Raw genomic sequence first — 18,664 nt, 5'->3', positions numbered from 1 at the left:
ACCGGTTCCTTCGGCGCGTTCCGCCTTCGTGGCGGTGACATTCCAGCCTAGCCTCGTCCAAACGGAAGGGTTTGAAACATGAATACAGCCAAGTGCATCGAGCCCGTATCGCCGGCCACCAGCGCTGGCTCGCGCTTCGAACGCAACCGCCCCAGAGCCCTGGAACTGTTCGCCCAGCGCGGTTTCGCCCAGGTCAGCCTGCGGGAACTGGCCAGCCATCTCGAACTCACCGCCGGTTCGCTCTACAACCACTGCAGCAGCAAGGAAGAGCTGCTGCTGGAGTTCATCGAAGAGCACTACATGGCGCTGCTGTCGCTGTTCGACCGCCGCCACCGCCGGGAGTCCCCCAAGGCGACCCTGCAGGTGGTTATCCAGGGGCTGATCGCGCTGCATGAGTCCCATCCCTTGCACTTCCAGTTGGCGGCCCGCGACGCCAGCTGCCTCAAGCCGAGCCAGCGGCTGTACATCGACCGTCTGCGCCAGCAGTTGCGCCGGCAGCTCGACTCGCTGCTGTGCGCCGCAGGTCTCGTCGGCCCCGGGCAGAGCAGCGTGCCAGCCCTGGAACTGTTCGAGCACTTGCCGCTGTGGTTATCGAGCTACCCGCTGGACGAGCGGCTACGCGGCGAAGTTCTCATGCGCCTGCTGACGGCGGCCAATCCCGTTCCTACTTCGGAGATCCGGCCATGACCGACTACAAGGCGCCATCCTGGAAGAAGCCGGCAAGCTGGCCAGCGAATCCCTGGCGTCGCTGAACCGCTTTGGCGTTGAGGAAGGCGCACGCTGGAGCGACGGGGTGGTGACCACGCCCACCGGATTCAAGCAGACCTACGCCACCTACGCCTATCTCTGGTCGAGAATGGCCAGCGTGGCCAAGACCAGGCTGGATGCGGACCCCAGCTTCTACTCGGCGATGCTGGCCACCGCCCGCTTCTACTTCGACCGCGTCCGTCCTGCCTCGCATCGAGGGCCTGTCAGCCTGCCTGCGCGGGGGCGCCGACAGCCTCTTCGCAATCGAGGCGGAGCAGTTCTAGCGCTTCCGCGCCGGATTCAGGGTCGGTACATCCCCGTATGTGCCGACTCCCTTTCCTCTTGTCGGCGCTACATCTTCACGACCTGCCACGCAACGCAGCACAGCTACAATAAATGCGGAGCCCCACCCGCTCTCCTCCCTCATGAATGGACGCCTGGCAGCCGTACGACTGGCGCCCTCGCCATCGCGCCGATTGTTCCGGCAGAGGATTCTGGAGATGACAGCTCTTCAGCTTCGCGACATCCGCGACCCATTACCCGATCCCGAACTCGACGGATACGTCAGGTTGGCCGCAATCGCGTGCCAGGTGCCTATTGCCATGATGACGTTCCTTGACAAGGAGCGGGAGTGGTTTGGCGCGAAGCTGGGGGTGGTATCCGGGGAGTTGCCCCGGGCGGGCTCGTTGAGCGCCGTAGTGGCGGAGTCCAACGAACTGGTCCATGTGGAGGATGCCTCCACGAATGGACTGCTCCAGCACTGCACCCTGGTGGCGGGGCCAACAGGTATCAGACTCTTCGCCGGCGTCCCGCTCGCCGTGGCGGAGCGGGACGTGATCGGCGTGCTTTCGGTAGCGGATACCGTAAAACGCAGCCTCGAAGCCTCACAGGTCGAAGCCCTACGCTTGCTGGCTGGCCAGATCTCGAACCTGCTTCAACATAGGGCCTCGCTACGAAGCCGGCTGGAGGCAGCCAGCAAGGAGGCTGATGCGCTCGATGGCCTGAGGGAGAGCCAGCGCACGTTGCAGACCCTGGTCAGCAATCTCCCCGGCGTGGCGTATCGGAGCCTGAATGATATTTCCTGGCGTCTTGAAGTCGTCAGCGAAGGCTGCCAGAAGCTCATCGGCTATTCCGCCGCCGAACTCATCGAGGGGACTGTCAGGATGGTGGACGTCATTCACCCTGACGACATTGCCTCGCTCAGGCGCAAGGTTTCCAGAGCCTTGAAGACCAGGACGCCCTACCAATCCACCTACAGAATCAGGACCGCAACGGGGCAGACCAAGTGGGTCTGGGACAAAGGGTGCGGCGTCTACTCCGCGGACGGTACGGTGCTCGCGCTGGAAGGTTTCATCACCGACATCACTGAGCAGAAGCACGCCGAAGAATGTATCCGCAGAATGGCCTATTTCGATGAACTGACGGGCCTGCCCAATCGCCTGTCCATGAGGGATGCCCTGAGTACGGCCATCTCCACCTCAGGCGACTCGCACGACCCTGTTGCGCTGCTGCATGTCGAAGTCGACAACTTCCGCGAGATCAACGAGACGTTGGGCTACCACGAAGGTGACCGGCTGCTGCAGGAGGTTGCGACAAGGCTGCGGGAGACGGTGGACGCCAGCGAAGTAGTCGCCCGTATTGCCGAATCCTCTTTCTCGGTGTTGCTTCCAGGGATGGATGCCAGCCACGCGGTGCAAGCCGCGCGCAAGGTCCTGGAGGCCTTGAGCACGCCATTCGGGCTGGACGCCCTGCTGGTGTCCGCTGACTGCAGCATCGGAATCACCCTGTGTCCGGGGCATGGCAATGACCCCGATTCGCTGTTGCGTCGCGCGAATGTTGCCCGTTATGGCGCCAGACGCAGTGCGGAAAAAGTTGCCGTATATGCAGGCGCGCTCGACAGTGACAACGCTCAGCGGCTGATCCTGATGACCGACCTGCGTCGCGCTATCGACGGCGACGAGTTACTCCTGATGTTCCAACCCAAACTGCGCATGGATTCAAGGCGGGTGAGCGGCGTGGAAGCGCTGGTGCGCTGGAAGCACCCTGAGCGTGGCCTGATGGGCCCAGGCCAATTCATCGGTTTCGCCGAGAGCGCAGGCCTGATCACCCGGCTCACACATTGGGTACTGGCGGCTGCCGTTCGCGAAAGTCATGCGTGGCATGGCTCAGGCCACGCCGTGCCAATTGCGATCAATCTTTCACCCCATGACATTCGAGACCGGCAGTTGCTCGAGCAGATCTCGAGAGCCCTGGAGACCTGGGGCGGCACACCGGACTGGATCCAATTCGAGCTGACCGAAAGCTGCATCATGGAAGACCTGCCATTCGCCCGGCAAGTCCTCGGGCAACTCCGCGAGGCGGGCTTCAAGCTGTTCATCGATGACTTCGGAACCGGATACTCATCCCTCGCCTATCTCCGGAATCTTCCGGTCGACTACATAAAGATCGACCAGTCATTCGTGAAGGACCTCGACAGCGACAGCGAGTCAGCAGCCATCGTGGAAACCATCATCAAGCTTGCCCACAGCCTGGGCATCGAAGTGGTCGCAGAAGGCGTCGAGTCGGTTTCGACGATGCAGATGCTATCGAGCTGGGGTTGCGAGGAAGCCCAAGGCTACTGCATCAGCAAGCCGATATCCGGACATGACTTCCAGTCATGGAGCAAGGCGTTTGTATGAAAAGCCGTGAACAATGACCTTGCCGAGCTGCTAGATCGATCTTGAAGCCAGCATTTCCTGGATCCTCTGGGTAGCCTCCCGGGTCCGTGCCGCGAGCTTCTTCACCTCGTCAGCCACCACGGAGAAGCCACGCCCCACATCACCGGCTCGTGCCGCTTCGATGGCGGCATTGAGGGCGAGCATGTTGGTCTGGTCGGCAATACCCTTGATCACGCCCACGACTTGCGAAATCTGATCGTAAGTGGCTTGCATGCCAGACACCTCCCGCGCATGGATGGTTTCGGCCAACTTCTCGTCCGAGATGTCCCGTACGGCCCCGATGATGCGACAGAGCGTGCCATTGCAGTCCACGACACCCTGCCCCCTTTCCCGGTACCAGACCTCACCCCTGGATTTGTGCCTCATTCGGTACTCGACCGTATAGGGGAAGGATAGGTCTCCTACGCGCAGGTATTCGGTGACCACCTTCACGACCTGCTTCAGGTCATCCTGATTCACGATGGAGAAGTACCCCTCCCAATCGTCGTTGAAATCCCGTTCCGAATAGCCCACGAGCTCGCGGAACTGCTTCGACCAGCGCAGCTGGTTTCCCGGATGTTCCGGGTCGCCGTCGACGATGAACAGCTCCCAGCAGACCTCCGTCAGTGCATTCCGGGTCACCTCCCAGACCTGCTCCTTTTCCCTGTACAAAGCCAACTGTTCATTCAGGCCGGATAGCGTCAGGTTGCGCGCCTCGATCTCGCGCTGCAGCTCCTGTATTTCATCCCGGGCGGCCTGCAGACACACCCGCAAGTCACGAACCAGAGCGCTTTCAAGCTCTTTCTGTTCCTGCTCACAGTCAGGAAGCTCCTCAAGACTGAGCCGTCGCGCCAATACCTCGAAGCTATCACTCAACCACGGATACTTCTCGATCAGCCCACTCTGGTAGTCGGGTACGGGCGAACCGTTCAACAAAGACGCAATTCGCGAACTGACTTCTTCAGCCAGACGCTTCAGCTTTCTTCCGGAAAACATGGGCCCTCCGCAAAAACAGTGGATTCCATCGTTGGGCTGCGCCCAAAAAGAAGGGGCCAAGCGCCGGGTCACGACGGGGCCCCAAAAGGTCACGCTCACACCTTGCTGCCGCCTCGCGCAGCGGCACCAGCCGCTGGCAAGGAGGGCAATGTCGGCATCACTGGGTCTGCACGGGGACCACGCCACGCCGCGAGAACAGGACGGGATTGTCATTGGCGTCAAGCAGCGCAGCCGTTAGCGAAACCCCATCGGCCGTATGCTGCTCCATGAAGCTCAGCCCGCCGTCGCTGCTGCGCACCATCAACCCATCCAGGCCGACCACAACCACTTGCCGGCCTGATACCGCCACGTCGGTGATGGAGCTCTTGCTTTCAAGGGAAACTCGCTGCCATTGCTGCCCATTCGCCGACCCATGCAGCAGAGTGCCGCGCTGGCCACCGACCAAAAGGGTCCCATCGGCCAGCACAGCACCGGACCACAGGGTGCCTTCGTAGCCGGTGTCCAGATAGCGCCAGCTTTTCCCGTGGTCTTCGGAGCGCAACACCTGACCGCGTTCGGCAGTGGCATACAGGCTACCGTGGTCGTCGGCGAAAAGTCCCATCAGATTGAGGTCGGCGCGGCTATATCCCGGCGGCGCTTGCAGCGCCTGCTCGGTCCAGGTCTTGCCACCATCGTCGGTGGTCAGAACCAGCGACCAGAGGCCTACGGCAACGCCCTGCCGGGCATTGAAGAAATGCACCGCGAACAGCGGGCGATCTTCTTCGCTGGACAGGCGCTGGACCTGCCAGGAGTCGCCACCATCGCTGCTGTTCAGGATCGCCCCCCACTGGCCGACTGCCCAGCCCTGTTGGGCGTCGACGAAGCTCACCCCGGTGAGTGGTGAGGAAAGCGGTACAGAGCCGGCCTGACGGAAACTCTTCCCGCGATCGTCGGACAGCAGCACCATGCCGTGATCGCCCACGGCGACCACACGTCCGTTGGCCCACGTAGCACCCAGCACAGTGGCCTGGGCGGCGTTGCTCGACGGGGCTGCCGGCACGGCCTCCAGCGCAGCGGCCTGCAGCGACGCCAGCGGTAGCACGGCAGCCAGCGCGGCCCCCATGAGTGTATTCAGGTATCCCATGTTTCTCTCCTCAATGCGCCAGCGCGCCGATCATGCGCACGGGGCGCTTGCGCGGGAACACCCGCTCCAGCCAGACGGCGAATGCCGGCAGCACAGTCATGGCCATGACCATGTTGATCATGAACATGAAGGCCAGCAGCTTGCCCATGTCGGCCTGGAACTTGAGCTCGGAGAACGACCAGGTGGCGACACCAATGGCCAGGGTGATGGCGGTGAAGATGGTCGCCACACCGACCTCGAGCAGCGCATGCTCGACGGCCTTGGTGATCGGCTGGCCGTTGGCCTGGTGCAGTTGCAGGCGGTTGTAGATGTAGAAGGCGTAATCGACACCAATACCCACCGCCAGCACCATCACCGGAAGCGTGGCGATGGTCAGGCCGATCTGCAGCTCCTTCATGAACCAGTAGCCGATGAAGGTGCCGATGGTCAGCGGCAGGCAGCACACCAGCACGGCACGCAGGTCGCGGTAGACCACGAACACCAGCAAGGCGATGGCCGCGTAGACGTACAGCAGCATCGGCGTCTCGCTCTTCTCCACCTCCTCGTTGATGGCCGCGAGCACCCCGGCATTGCCCGAGGCCAGGCGCACCGAAACGCCCTGCATGGGGAACTCGGCACGGAAGGCCTTGGCGGCTTCGATCACCCGCTTGATGGTGGTGGCCTTATGGTCTGCCAGGTACAGATGTACGGCGGTCATGCTGCAATCAGCGCGCATGATTCCTGAGATACGAGCGACCTCGGTGGCCAGCGAGGAGTAGTTCATCGAGTCAATGGGGACCGCACTCATCTTCGGATTCCCCTCGTTGTAGCCCTCGTTGAACTGGCGCATGCCGGTTGAGAACGAGGCGACCGACAGGACCCCGGGAACGCCTTGCATTGCCCACACGAAGCGGTCCTGGTATTGCCCCAAGGCCACGTTCTCGCAGGCGCCGACGACCTCGCCGGACTCATCCGGCTGGACCTCGAAGACCACGCTCAGCCAGTCCAGACCGATGTCGTAGTTGCTGGCGATGGACACCGCATCGCGGTTGAAGCGGGAATCCTCGCGCAGCTCCGGTGCACCGGCCTGCAGCGTACCAACCACCCGATCATGGCTCTGCCAGACCGCCACGGCGAACATCAGCCCGGCCGCAACCAGCACCAACCGGGCATTGCGCCATTCGGCGAGGCGGGACAGACCGTGCAACCAGCGGCTGCGGCGCTCACGGGAAAGCTCCTCCGCGGCGGCGTAGCGGCCGTCGACCTTCAGCATCGAGGCCACCAACGGCAGCATCACCAGGTTGGTGATGATCTTGTAGGCCACGCCAAGGGAGGCGGTGATGGCCAGCTCGCGAACCATCGGAATCGGGATCAGCAACAGCGTCACAAAAGACACGAAGGCCGTCACCAACGCCAGGGTGCCGGGAATCAGCAGGCCGCTGAAGCTGGAGCGGGCGGCCTGCTCGGCACTCTTGCCACAGGCGATTTCGCGCACTATGTAGTTGATCTGCTGCACGCCATGGGACACACCGATGGCGAACACCAGGAACGGCACCAACACGGCGAGCGGATCGAGGCCGTAGCCAAGCAGACGCAGGCTGCCGAACTGCCAGACCAGCGAGGTCAGCGAACAGCCCAGGGCAAGCAGGGTGAAGCGCACGGAGTGGCAGTACCAGTACACCGCAGCGGCGGTCAGAAACAGCGCCAGCAGGCAGAACTCCAGTACCGCGGAAGCACCATCGGCGATGTCGCCGATCTGCTTGGCGAAGCCGATTATCTGGACCTCGAACTTGGCGTCCTCGAACTTCGCGCGAATCTGCTGTTCCAGGACCTGGTTGTAGGCCACGTAGTCCAGGTGGGCGCCAGAAGCATCGACCTCGTTGAGCTCGGCGGTGATCATCGCACTGCTCTGGTCACGCGAAACCAGGGTGCCAATGAAGCCTCCCTGGGCCGTGGAGCTGGCAATCTTGCCGATGATCTCCCCGTCGAGGCGCTCCGGCGTCACCGTGCCGGGAATCAACGGGTCGGCGCGAAAGCCCTCCTCGGTGATCTCGTTGACGAAGGAGTTGGGCGTCCACAACGACTGCACGCTACTGCGCGAAACGCTGGGCAGGAAGGTCACCGCCTGGGTTACGTCATACAGGCGCTTGAGCCCCGCCACGCTCCAGATATCACCCTCGCGCGCCTTGACCACTATGGTCAGGCGATTCGCCCCGATCAGGTCGTTGCGGTAGGCATGGAAGGTCTCGACGTACTCATGGCCAATCGGCAATTGCTTTTCGAAGCCAGCCTCCATACGCAGTTGCACGGCGAACCAGGCCATGCCCAAGGTGAAGACAGCCAGCAGCGCCAGTACTGCCCAGCGCTGCTTGAATAGCCAATCCTCCAGGCGTGGCAGCACGCCACGCCTCTTCACTTCGGTTATTTCTAAAACAGGAGTGTTCACAACATGCCTCACAGAGAGTGCGAAACCGACAGGCCAACGTAATCCCGATCACGCAGCAGCTGGTCGTAAGAGGTATCGCCATCGTTGAACTTCGCGTAGTTCAGGCTGACTTGCCAGTTCCCCGGATTGCGCACGAAGTTCACATACAAATTCATCGCGCTGGCGTCTCGGGTATAGGTCGAATAGATCGATGGCGTGCGGCCATTGCCCAGGGAGCGCTGGTAATAGACTCCCGGCGTCACCGTCCAGCCTGGGATGACGGTGCCGTCATAAGTCAGGCTGAAGTCGACATGCATCCCCGAGGAGCTCTTGTCGCCATGGGCTTTAGGCGGAAACTGCGACAGATCTTCCACCCAAGTGTTACCCCCCGCCGCAACCAGCTCACCGTTGAAGCTGTCATGCAGCCCCGGGTATTTCACCAACACCAGTTCCGACAGGAACGTACCCGTGCTGGCCCCGGTGAACTCGAGGAAGTCCGGGGAGTTGGCGTTGGTCATGCTGTAGATGCCCGTCAGGTGCCACTGGAATTTCTTGGTGTCCTTCCAGCATTCCCCTCCCCGCCCCGAACAAGGAGCAGGGCCAAATGCGAGGCCGGGCAAGGGATTGAGCGGTACTGCCTCCTTGGGGCGATAGGACAGCTCGGTGCCCACGGCCCAGTCGCCGATCGGCCGGTTGGCACTGATGCCGTAAAGCATGCGGTCTTCCGGGTAGACCCATGTGGGAGCTAAAGTCGCCTGGTTGTAGCTCACCTGCGGCAGCTTGTCGTGATAGCGCATTACGTAAAAGCCGTAATTTACGTCGCTATCCTCAGGCTGCCAGCGCACCGAGAGCCCCCATTGACCACTGTCGCGGGCATCCTTGTCATCGTATCCATAAGCTTCCATGCCCTCGCCGATCACGTTGTAAGTCGACCAATAGCTGCCCACTGGCGGCAATTCGCTCTTGTTCCAGCCGAACTGGTAATAAGCCTCGACGTTCACGCCGTAGCCCAGCCCCGTGGCGACGCTGAGCATAGGGGCCGGCAGCACGGCTTCCTTGAGCTGAACGCCTGGACTCGAGAGCGCCTGGAAGTCATAGGAGTTGGTGGCATTGATGCCACCAATCGCGAACAGGCTCTCACCCCAGTTGATGACCTGGTTGCCCAGGCGCGCGCGAACCCGTTGGTCGGCCACATCGAAGCTCTTGCTGACCCACAGATCGAGCAGGCGCGCCTTGAACTTCAGTTCGTCACGCGCATCATCGGTCAACCCGTCGCTGCCAATATCCGCCCCCAAGGCCTGCCGGAACTGAGTTTCGGCTCCCAACGACCCCGTGGTATCGGTAGCGGCGAAGTCACGCTTCCAGCTACCGCGCGCCATGAAGGTGAAGTCCTCGGGGAACTTCAACACCAACTCGTGGACACCCTTGATGTAGTTGGTGAACAGATCGCCCTTGCCATAGTTCATGTTGCCCTGATCGCCGATACCGGAAACGGTCGGGTCCAGGCATCCGCTGGGCGGATTGTGGCCACCCGCACCAGCATTGATCAGATCACATCCCGGAGACTGGGTACGCACACCCATGCCCGCCGAGAAAGTGGAGTCAAAAGATCCCCGGATATTGTCCGTCTCGAAGGTAAACCCCAAGGCCAGCGGTGCGGCACACGCAATGGCCAGGCCCGATGCTTGCGAAATTATTCTTTTCATATCGGCACCCTAATTCGCGGTTAGCGCTCGCTGATGGAACGCAGGTTGTCGGAGGTGTAGAAGTCGCGCTTCATGCGCGGGTTGTTGCCGCCCTCGGTGATCCAGCGGTGGTCATCCTTGCCTGCGCCAACCGAGGTCATGTCATACAGATAGCGACCGTCGACCAGGTTGTACTGAACCTGGGCCTCCATATCGCAGCTGCCTGTCTCGTACACCGGAATGGTGAAGCCCTCGCGCACCTTCCAGATCTGCCCCTGCTTGTCGTAGTCAACCGCCATCAGGCCGTTCCAGCTGTCCTCGTCGATGTAGAACACACGCTTCGGCGCCTGGTGACGCATACCCTGGCGCACGGTGGCCTCGACCACCCAGACGCGGTGCTGCTCGTAGCGGCGGAACTCGGGCGCGATGGCGTCGTCCTTGGCGAAGCTCGCGACCTTGGCAGAGGTGTCATAGGCGCCGAAGGAGTTGTAGGGCACGACCAGCTCCTGCTTGCCAACCAGTTTCCAGTCGAAGCGATCCATCGGGCCGTAGAAGATGTTGGACTCATCAATGGTGTACTGATTGTCCAAGCCGATTTGCGGTGCATCGTAGGAATAGGCCGGCATGCGGCGCACACGACGCTGACCCGGGAAGTAATAGAAGGTGGTGGTCTGCTCACCTGCCTTAGTGGTGAGCACACCGGCCTGACCGGCCAGGGAAACCGGATCGAAATAGGAGAAATAGGTCGCTGTCTCCATGCCGTCAGTCGAGGAAAACAGCTTGCTGCCCTTCTCTCCCCAGGGCGTGAACATTGTCCAGTCCAGTGAGGTGTTCAGCCAGTCGCCTCCGGCCTTGCGCGGGGAAATACCGGAGATGGTCTTGGTCATGTGAAAGCCGACGCCGCGGTAGTGCATCTTCATGTTCCACATAACCTGCGCGCCGGTGGTGGGCTGCGGGAACGGGATGCCGGGAACGTGGGCTTCTTCCAGGGCAAGACCGCTTGCGTCGAGCTTGGCGAAGCCGACGTTCTTCCTGGTGTTCTCGGCGACGAAGTCCGGCACGCCACAGCTGCGACGGGTCGGGTACACGTCCATGCGATAGCCTGGGATCTTCTTGAACAGCTCCAACTGCCCGGGCGAAAGCTTGCTCGCGTATTGCGCGACGTTGTTTGAGTCGATGCTGAAGAGCGGCTTGTCATCCTTGAACTTCCAGTGCTGGCCGCGCACCTGGCCGTAGCTCCACCCCAGATCCTGCTGACCGGGCGGCGTCCAGGCTGGAATCACCCCATCAGCGCTCGCGGCAACCTCCCCTCCCAACGGCGTTAGCGTGGTGCCCAGCAGGGATGCATCGCTCTCCGCAGCCTGAACCGAACAGAAGGCGGCCGATACCGCCAGCGCTACCAGCAGTTGCCTGACTCCACCTGCGATGGAGTTGCCGACATCGGGGCGCTGAATCACGTCTTTCATTGGGAGGTCCTCATGGGGCTTTAACCGGCGACCGGAGCTTCCTGGAAGGAAGAATCGGGCTGTGCCAGACTTCTGGTCATTCGACTTGATCAGATGACCAAGTCATTCGACCAACAGCAAACCATGTGCCAATCAACGACATTGCAATATTTTCCTTATATATCAGCTACTTAATATTTTTATAACAATTGTAATGTGATACCTGCACACCCAGCTATGCACCAACTTGCTTCAGGCGCGCGCACCAACATGGGAATTTACGAAACGATTGTTACCTTATTTCTCCAAACAGAAGAAGAGAGACACCGGGTACGAGCTCCACGCCGAATGGCGTTTCTGAAGCATAGGCGCCATTAACAGATACATATCGCTCCATGACGCCGCGAAGTGGCATGGGGTAGCATCCGCCGGCGCTGCCCCAACCCGGGCATTGGCGGCATAGCGACAGCAACGGAGAAACGTTCATGGCCAGAGTGGGCGCTGAACTGCGCAGGCAGGATTTCGTGAAGGCGACGGTCAAGGTGATCGCCGAACATGGCGTGGCCAATGCCACCACACGGCGAATCGCCGCTGAAGCCGGTTGCCCCCTCGCCTCGTTGCACTATGTATTCCGGACCAAGGACGAGCTCTTCTACGCCGTCTACGAATCGCTCTTCACCCTGCCCCAGCAGACCCTCGACCAGGTACCTGCCGGAACGACCCCGTCTGAGACGGCGGCGGAGATGCTGCGCCAACTGGTCAACTGGTTCTCAACCAATCCGGAACTGGCCCGCGCGCAATCCGAACTGTTCTTCTGGACCATGCGCAACCAGCCGGAGATGGCCAGCAAGATCTACTCGGTGGGTGTCGAGGCAACTGAACTGGCCCTTGAGCGCACCATCGGTAACCGTCTCGACCAAGCGGCGCTCAAGGCCACCAGCCGCACACTCATCCTGCTGTTCGACGGCCTGCTCGTAGCCTGGACCGCCCACAGCGACCTCGAGCGCTTGCGGGCGGAAACCGAAACAGCTTGCCGGGCGCTAGCCCTACTGGTGGAAGAGCACTGAGCCAGCCGCCGCGCAAGCGGCGGCCCCGTTACCGCAGGATCAGCCCCCCGCACCCGCCTTTCCGTCCCAGCCGCCGCCGAGCGCACGGAACAGGTCGACCAGGGCGATCTGCCGTTCGGTACTGGTCTCGATCAGCGCCAGTTCGTTGATGAAGCTGCTGCGTTGGGCGTCCAGGTAACGCAAGTGGCTGTCCACCCCACCCTCGTAACGGGCCCTGGCCAGTTTCAGGGTCTCGCTGCTGGTGTCCACCAGCGAGCGTCGGGCCGTTTCCTCGCGGCGCAGGGTATCGGTAGCCGCCAGGGCGTCCGCCACCTCGCGGAAGGCGGTCTGGATGCTGCCCTCGTAGGCGGCCACGGCGGATTCCTTGCGCACCTCCGCGAGGCTCAGGTTGGCGCGGTTGCGGCCGGCATCGAACAGCGGCAGCGTCAGGTTGGGCACGAAGTTCCATGAGCGCGAGCCGCCTTCGAAGAGCCCGGACATTTCCGCGCTGGAAGTGCCGAAGCTGCCGGTCAGGGTGATGCGCGGGAAGAACGCCGCGCGCGCCGCGCCAATATCGGCGTTGCGCGCCTTCAGGCGATGCTCGGCGGCAAGGATGTCGGGGCGCCGTTCTATCAGCTCTGAGGAGGTGCCGGGGGCGATGTCCTGCAACACCCGCAGCCGCTCCGGCGACACCGCCGGAATCGTCGCAGCCGCATCCGGTGTACCCAGCAGCAGCACCAGGGCGTTGAACGCCTGCTGCTTCTGCCGCTGGTTGCGCTCCAGTTCGGCGCGGGACTGTTCCACCAGCCCCAGCGCTTCCTGGTAGTCCAGCGCAGTGGCGGCACCGGCGCTGCGGCGCTGCTCGATCAGTACGAAGGAGTCCTCGCGGCTGGCCAGGGTGCGGTGGGTCAGTTCCAGGCGCTGCTGAGCACCGACATGGGTGAGATAGGCCTGGCAGACCTCGGCCACCAGCGCGATCCGTGCGCTGCGTCCCGCCTCTTCGGTAGCCAGATACTGTTCCAGTGCCGCATCGGTGAGGCTCTTCACCCGCCCGAACAGGTCCAGCTCGTACTCCGGCAGGGTGAGGCCGACCTGGTAACTGCGGCTGACATCCGTCGTGCCAGTAGTGGACAGATCAGCCGGCAGGCGCTGGCGATTGCCCGAGGCGCCGGCGGCGAGGCCGGGTACCCGGTCGGCGCGCTGGATGCGGTACTGCGCACGGGCCTGCTCGATGTCCAACAGCGTCTGGCGCAGGGAACGATTGTTGTCCAGGGCGATCCCCACCAGACGGCGCAGCTCGGCGTCGATGATGAAGGCCTGCCAGTCGAGGCCGCCGACCTCGGCGCCGGACTGATCGCTGGCGGTGTTCCAGGCCTGAGCCACGGGCGCCGCGGGGCGCTCGTAGGTCGGCGCCAAGGAACAGCCGCCGAGGGACAGGGCAAACACCAGCGCCGAAACGGTAAAGACGGAGTTGCGCATGATGATCACTCCAGAACCTGGGCCGGTTGTTCTACGTGAACGGGTTTGCGCCGCAGCAGCGACAGCACCCAGACGAAGCAGATAGGCACGAAGATCACCCCCAGCAGGGTGGCGCCAAGCATGCCGCCGATCACGCCGGTGCCGATGGCGCGCTGGCTGGCAGCGCCGGCTCCCGTGGCCAGGGTCAGTGGTACCACGCCGAGGATGAAGGCCAGGGAGGTCATCACGATGGGGCGGAAGCGCAGGCGCGCGGCCTCGATGGCGGCCTCGCGCAGGCTGCGTCCCTGCTCCCAGAGCTCCTTGGCGAACTCGACAATGAGGATCGCGTTCTTCGCCGCCAGGCCGATGATGGTGATCAGGCCGACCTTGAAGTACACATCGTTGGGCAGGCCGGCGGCGATCACCGCGAGCACTGCGCCCAGCGCGCCGATGGGCACGATCAGCATTACCGTCAGCGGGATCGACCAGCTCTCGTAGAGCGCCACCAGCACCAGGAATACGACCAGAATGGCCAGGGCGAACAGCTGGCTCGCCTGACCGCTGGCGACCTTTTCCTGGTAGGACAGGCCGGTCCACTCGTAGCTGATGCCAGATGGCAGCTGGGCGGCCAGGCGTTCCATTTCAGCCATGGCCTCGCCCGTGCTCACGCCGTACATGGCATCGCCGGAGATACGGATCGAGGGATAGCCGTTGTAACGCACGATCTGCACCGGCCCCTCTTCCCAGTGGGTGCTGACGAAGGCACTCAGCGGTACCAGCTCGCCGCCGGCGTTGGGCACATAGAGCTTGAGAACGCTTTCCGGGGTCATCCGCGCGCCCTGCTCCGCCTGTACCACCACGCGTTGCTGTCGGCCACCATTGGTGAAGTCGTTGATCACCGCCGAACCGAAGGCGGTGGACAGCGCGCTGTTGATCGACTCGAAGCTCACCCCAAGGATGCGCGCCTTGTCGCGATCGATCTCCAGCCGCAGCTGCGGGGCTTCCGCCAGGCCCTCCATCATCGCGTAGAGGATCTTCGGGTTGCCGTAGGCCTGCCCGAGCAATTGGTCGCGGGCCGCCAGCAGCGCTTCGCGCCCCAGACCGCCACGGTCCTGCAGGCGCAGGGCGAAACCGCCGGAGTTGCCCAGGCCATCTATGGGTGGCGGCGTCACCGCCATGATGGTGCCGTCGCCAGGCACGGCGAAGTGCTGGTTCACCGCCAGGGCTTCCGCCTCGGCGGATTGATCCGCGCCGCGCAGGGACCAGTCCTTGAAGGTGGGGAAAGCCAGAGCGGCGTTCTCGCCCATACCGGAGAAGCTGAAGCCCATCACCAGGAACGAATTCTCGACCGCCTCGCGGGACCGCAGGAAGCGCTCCAGCTCCTGGGCGGTGGCGTCGGTGCGTGCACGGGTGGCCCCAGGTGGCAACTGCATGTCGACGATGTTGTAGCCCTGGTCTTCCACCGGAACGAAGGACTCCGGCAGGCGCAGGTAGAAGAAGCCCAGCAACGCGACGATGCCGACGTACACCAGCATGAAGCGTCCGGCACGCTGCACCAGGCCGTTGTTCAGCACCGTGTAGCGTTCGGTCAGGCGGTCGAAGGCACGGTTGAAGGTGCCGAAGAACCCGCGCTTCTCGTGGTGCCCATGGGGAATCGGCTTGAGCAGCGTGGCGCACAGCGCCGGGGTGAAGGTCAGCGCGAGGAAGCCGGAGAACAGGATGGACACCGCCAGCGACAGGGAGAACTGCTGGTAGATGACCCCCACCGAACCCGCCATGAAGGCCAGCGGCAGGAACACCGCCGAGAGCACCAGGGTGATGCCGATGATGGCGCCGGACACCTGTCCCATGGCCTTGACCGTGGCGGCCGCCGGGGACAGCCCCTCCTCCGCCATGATCCGCTCGACGTTCTCCACGACCACTATGGCGTCGTCCACCAGAATGCCGATGGCCAGGACCATGCCGAACATCGTCATCATGTTCACCGAGAAGCCCAGCAGGTACATCACCGCCAGCGTGCCCAGCAGGCACACCGGCACCACGATGGACGGAATCAGCGTGTAGCGGACGTTCTGCAGGAACAGGAACATCACCAGGAACACCAGCACCATGGCTTCGAGCAGCGTATGGATCACCTTCTCGATGGCCACGTCGACGAAACGCGAAGTGTCGTAGGGAACGGAATATTCCACGTCGCTGGGGAAGCTCACCGACAGTTCGGCCAGGCGCTGCTTGACCGCTTCGGCAGTCTGGATGGCATTGGCGCCAGGGGAAAGCTGGATAGCGCCCGCCACCGCCGGTTTTCCGTTCAGGCGGGAAGAGAAGTTGTAGCTCTCGCTGCCGATCTCGATGCGCGCGACATCGGCGAGCTTCACCGTGGAGCCGTCGGCATTGGCGCGCAGGACGATTCGGCCGAACTCCTCCGGGCTGTCCAAGGTGCCTTTCACCGCCAGGGTCGCGGTGAGTTCCTGCTGGGTGCTGCCCGGCGAGCTGCCGAAGCTGCCGGCCGGCACCTGGACGTTCTGCCCGGCAATTGCGCTGCTCACGTCATCGATGGACAGCCCGTAGCCCACCAGTTTCTGCGGGTCGATCCACACGCGCATGGCGGCTTCGGACGAAAAGAACTGCAGCTTGCCGACACCGGGCACACGGCGCAGCTCGTTGTTGATATTGCGCGCGGCGTAGTCGCCCAACGCCGTGGTGTCGGCGTGCTGGGCGCCTTCCTTGTAGCTCAGCGCATAGATCAGCAGGAAACCGGCGCTGGTCTGCTCCACCTGGATGCCCTGGGTCAGCACGGACTGCGGCATGCGCGCCTCGGCCTTCTTCAACCGGTTCTGCACGTCCACCTGGGCCAGTTGCGGGTCGGTGCCGGGCTGGAAGGTGACCACGATTTCGGCGATGCCGTTGGAGTTGTTGGTGGACTCGAAATAGAGCAGGTCCTTGGCGCCATTGAGGGACTCCTCGACCACGCTGGTCACGGAATCCACCAGCACCTTGGCCGAAGCACCCGGATAGGTGGCCGTGACGGTAATCTGCGGCGGCGCCACATTGGGGTACTGCGCCACCGGCAGCAGGGGAATGACCAGCAGGCCGGCCAGGGAGATGAACAGCGCCACCACCCAGGCGAAGTTCGGGCGCTTGATGAAGAAAAGAGACATTGGGAAATCCTCGCGGCGAAGCCGGTGTTACTGACGTGCCGCTTGTTGGTCTTGCGCCTGATGCGCCTCCACCAGGGCTCCCGGCTGCAGGCCGGTGGCGCCACCGACTATGACCTGGTCGCCAGACTTCAGCCCTTCGCTGATCTGCCAGCGCGCCCCCTGCATGACACCGGTCTTCACGCTACGCGCTTCAGCCCGGCCATCCGCGCCGACCACCAGCACGTGGGCGCTGCCATCGGTGGTGCGCTGGACGGCGCGCTGCGGCACCAGGATGGCCTGGTTGTCTACTCCCTGGGGCGCCACTACACGCACGTACATGCCCGGCAGCAGTACGCCGTCGGAGTTCGCGAATTTGCCGCGCAGGGAAACCTGGCCGGTGCCGCGATCTACCGCCACATCGGTGAACAGCAGGGAACCCTTGGTCTCGTATTGAGTTCCTTCGACGCGAATCGATAGCGGACTGCCGTCGCCAGCGGAGAGATTGCCGTCCTTCAGCGCTTCACGGAGGCGCAATACATCCGCGGCGGACTGGGTGAAGTCGGCATAGACAGGGTCCAGTTGCTGGATGCGCGCCATGAGGGTGGCGTCGCCCTGCCCTACCAGCGCCCCTTCGGTCACCAGTGCACGCCCGATTCGCCCGGAAATCGGCGCGGTGACCGAGGCATAGCCCAAGTTCAGGCGCGCGGTTTCCAGGTCAGCCTGGGCCGTGCGGGTTGCCGCCTGGGCGGTGCGCAAGTCAGCAAGGGCACTGTCGTAGACCTGCTGGCTTACCGCCTCAACCTTCACCAGCCGCTCGTACCGTTTCATTCGCGCCTGAGCCTCGTTCAGCACGGCCTGGGCGCGCGCCAGCTCGCCTTCGGCGCGAGACACTGCGGCCCTCAGGGGGGCCGGGTCGATCTGGAACAGGAGCTCGCCGGCCTTGACGTCGGCCCCCTCCTCGAAGCGCTTCTGCACGACGATGCCAGCCACCCGCGCACGCACCTCCGCGACCCGCACCGGCTCGATCCTGCCCGGCAACTCCGAAGTCAGCACCAGCGACTCGGTAGCCACCGCCACCACGGAGACCGGACGCGGCGCCTCGACCGGAGCCACCTGTTCTTCCGCGGGCCCACAACCCACCAGTGCCACCGACGCCACCAGGGCACCGACCATTCCCACTACTCGTAAATTGCCCATGATTCACCCAAGGCTTGATTAAAAACTGGCCAAATGATCCCAGTTAAAATCAAATGAGTCAAACTTGACTCATTTTGGGCATTTGTGATTGAATGCATCACTCCCTTTTGGTGCTAAGGGCTTTTCTGCACAATGCGCGCAACCGAAAACCGAACCGAGGCCCACAGATGCCCCTGACCGCCAATGACGAACGACTCCTGAAGGCACTGGCCGTGGCCATAGTCGATCGCCCACGTGCGACGCTGAAGGAGTTGGCGGAATCGGCGGGGGTGAGCAAGGCGACGCTGCACCGCTTCTGCGGCACCCGCGACAACCTGGTGGAAATGCTGGAGTGTCATGGCGAGACGGTGCTAAATCAGATCATCGTCGCCGCTGACCTGGAGCGGGCCGAGCCGCTCGACGCGCTGCGCCGCCTGATCGGTGAACACCTGAAACACCGCGAGGTGCTGGTGTTCCTGATGTTCCAGTACAGCCCCGACTTCCTGACCCCGGAGGGAGGCGGCGCGCGCTGGCAGTCCTATATGCATGCCTTGGACGCCTTCTTCCTGCGCGGCCAGCAACAAGGCGTGTTTCGCATCGACATCACTGCCGCGGTCTTCACCGAACTCCTCACCATGATGATCTATGGCATGGTCGACGCCGAGCGCCGCGGACGCGTGGCCAGCTCCAACTCGGCCAGCGTGCTGGAGCAGATGTTCCTGCATGGCGCCGCTGTTTGAGCTCGGGCCAG

At 62.9% G+C, this 18,664-nt stretch carries 13 protein-coding genes; 5 read left to right on the top strand and 8 right to left on the bottom strand.

The features are described from left to right. The first annotated feature begins 78 nt into the window (after positions 1–78). From E8F11_RS13755 to E8F11_RS13745, 3 genes are all read left to right on the top strand, one after another. Positions 79–687, top strand: coding sequence for a helix-turn-helix domain-containing protein (locus E8F11_RS13755; protein WP_280289366.1), 609 nt, complete (start codon positions 79–81; stop codon positions 685–687). A 169-nt stretch (positions 688–856) separates the two neighbouring features. Then, a complete protein-coding gene (locus E8F11_RS13750; protein WP_280289413.1) occupies positions 857–1,366 on the top strand; it encodes an acyl-CoA dehydrogenase C-terminal domain-containing protein in 510 nt (169 codons plus the stop codon). After that, a complete protein-coding gene (locus tag E8F11_RS13745; RefSeq protein ID WP_280289365.1) occupies positions 1,248–3,425 on the top strand; it encodes an EAL domain-containing protein in 2,178 nt (725 codons plus the stop codon). The genes E8F11_RS13750 and E8F11_RS13745 overlap by 119 nt, the downstream gene beginning before the upstream one ends. 30 nt (positions 3,426–3,455) lie before the next feature. Here E8F11_RS13745 and E8F11_RS13740 read toward each other — a convergent pair whose 3' ends face one another. The 5 genes from E8F11_RS13740 to E8F11_RS13720 form a co-directional block, all read right to left on the bottom strand. Continuing rightward, positions 3,456–4,439: a methyl-accepting chemotaxis protein gene (locus E8F11_RS13740; RefSeq protein WP_280289364.1), complete on the bottom strand. Its 984-nt coding sequence runs from the start codon at positions 4,437–4,439 to the stop codon at positions 3,456–3,458. A gap of 157 nt (positions 4,440–4,596) precedes the next feature. Beyond that, on the bottom strand, positions 4,597–5,562 hold the full coding sequence (locus E8F11_RS13735; protein ID WP_280289363.1) for a YCF48-related protein: 966 nt from the start codon (positions 5,560–5,562) through the stop codon (positions 4,597–4,599). Between the two features lie 10 nt (positions 5,563–5,572). Continuing rightward, positions 5,573–7,987 (bottom strand): efflux RND transporter permease subunit, encoded by a 2,415-nt coding sequence (locus E8F11_RS13730; protein WP_280289362.1) that lies wholly within the window; start codon positions 7,985–7,987, stop codon positions 5,573–5,575. Positions 7,988–7,995: 8 nt separating this feature from the next. Further along, on the bottom strand, positions 7,996–9,672 hold the full coding sequence (locus tag E8F11_RS13725) for a DUF1302 domain-containing protein (RefSeq protein WP_280289361.1): 1,677 nt from the start codon (positions 9,670–9,672) through the stop codon (positions 7,996–7,998). 20 nt (positions 9,673–9,692) lie between these two features. After that, the gene (locus tag E8F11_RS13720) at positions 9,693–11,117 is read right to left on the bottom strand and encodes a DUF1329 domain-containing protein (protein WP_280289360.1); all 1,425 of its coding nucleotides are present in this window, start codon (positions 11,115–11,117) and stop codon (positions 9,693–9,695) included. A gap of 464 nt (positions 11,118–11,581) precedes the next feature. On the opposite strand from E8F11_RS13720, the gene E8F11_RS13715 reads away from it, so the two are divergent. Further along, complete coding sequence (locus E8F11_RS13715; protein WP_280289359.1) at positions 11,582–12,163, top strand: TetR/AcrR family transcriptional regulator; 582 nt, start codon at positions 11,582–11,584, stop codon at positions 12,161–12,163. Between the two features lie 39 nt (positions 12,164–12,202). Here E8F11_RS13715 and E8F11_RS13710 read toward each other — a convergent pair whose 3' ends face one another. The 3 genes from E8F11_RS13710 to E8F11_RS13700 are packed head-to-tail and all read right to left on the bottom strand — an operon-like array spanning position 12,203 to position 17,934. Next, positions 12,203–13,621 carry an efflux transporter outer membrane subunit gene (locus E8F11_RS13710; protein WP_280289358.1) on the bottom strand — a complete coding sequence of 473 codons (1,419 nt, stop codon included), beginning with the start codon at positions 13,619–13,621 and terminating at the stop codon, positions 12,203–12,205. A 5-nt stretch (positions 13,622–13,626) separates the two neighbouring features. Then, positions 13,627–16,758: an efflux RND transporter permease subunit gene (locus E8F11_RS13705; RefSeq protein WP_280289357.1), complete on the bottom strand. Its 3,132-nt coding sequence runs from the start codon at positions 16,756–16,758 to the stop codon at positions 13,627–13,629. A 27-nt stretch (positions 16,759–16,785) separates the two neighbouring features. Further along, positions 16,786–17,934, bottom strand: coding sequence for a MexC family multidrug efflux RND transporter periplasmic adaptor subunit (locus tag E8F11_RS13700; protein WP_280289356.1), 1,149 nt, complete (start codon positions 17,932–17,934; stop codon positions 16,786–16,788). 167 nt (positions 17,935–18,101) lie between these two features. On the opposite strand from E8F11_RS13700, the gene E8F11_RS13695 reads away from it, so the two are divergent. After that, entirely contained in the window at positions 18,102–18,653 is a 552-nt protein-coding gene (locus tag E8F11_RS13695; protein WP_280289355.1) for a transcriptional regulator, read from the top strand. Positions 18,654–18,664: the final 11 nt, after the last annotated feature.

Source organism: Pseudomonas sp. BN417 (assembly GCF_029871205.1).
Lineage (GTDB): Bacteria > Pseudomonadota > Gammaproteobacteria > Pseudomonadales > Pseudomonadaceae > Metapseudomonas.
This window is presented reverse-complemented; position numbering and strand designations above follow the sequence as displayed.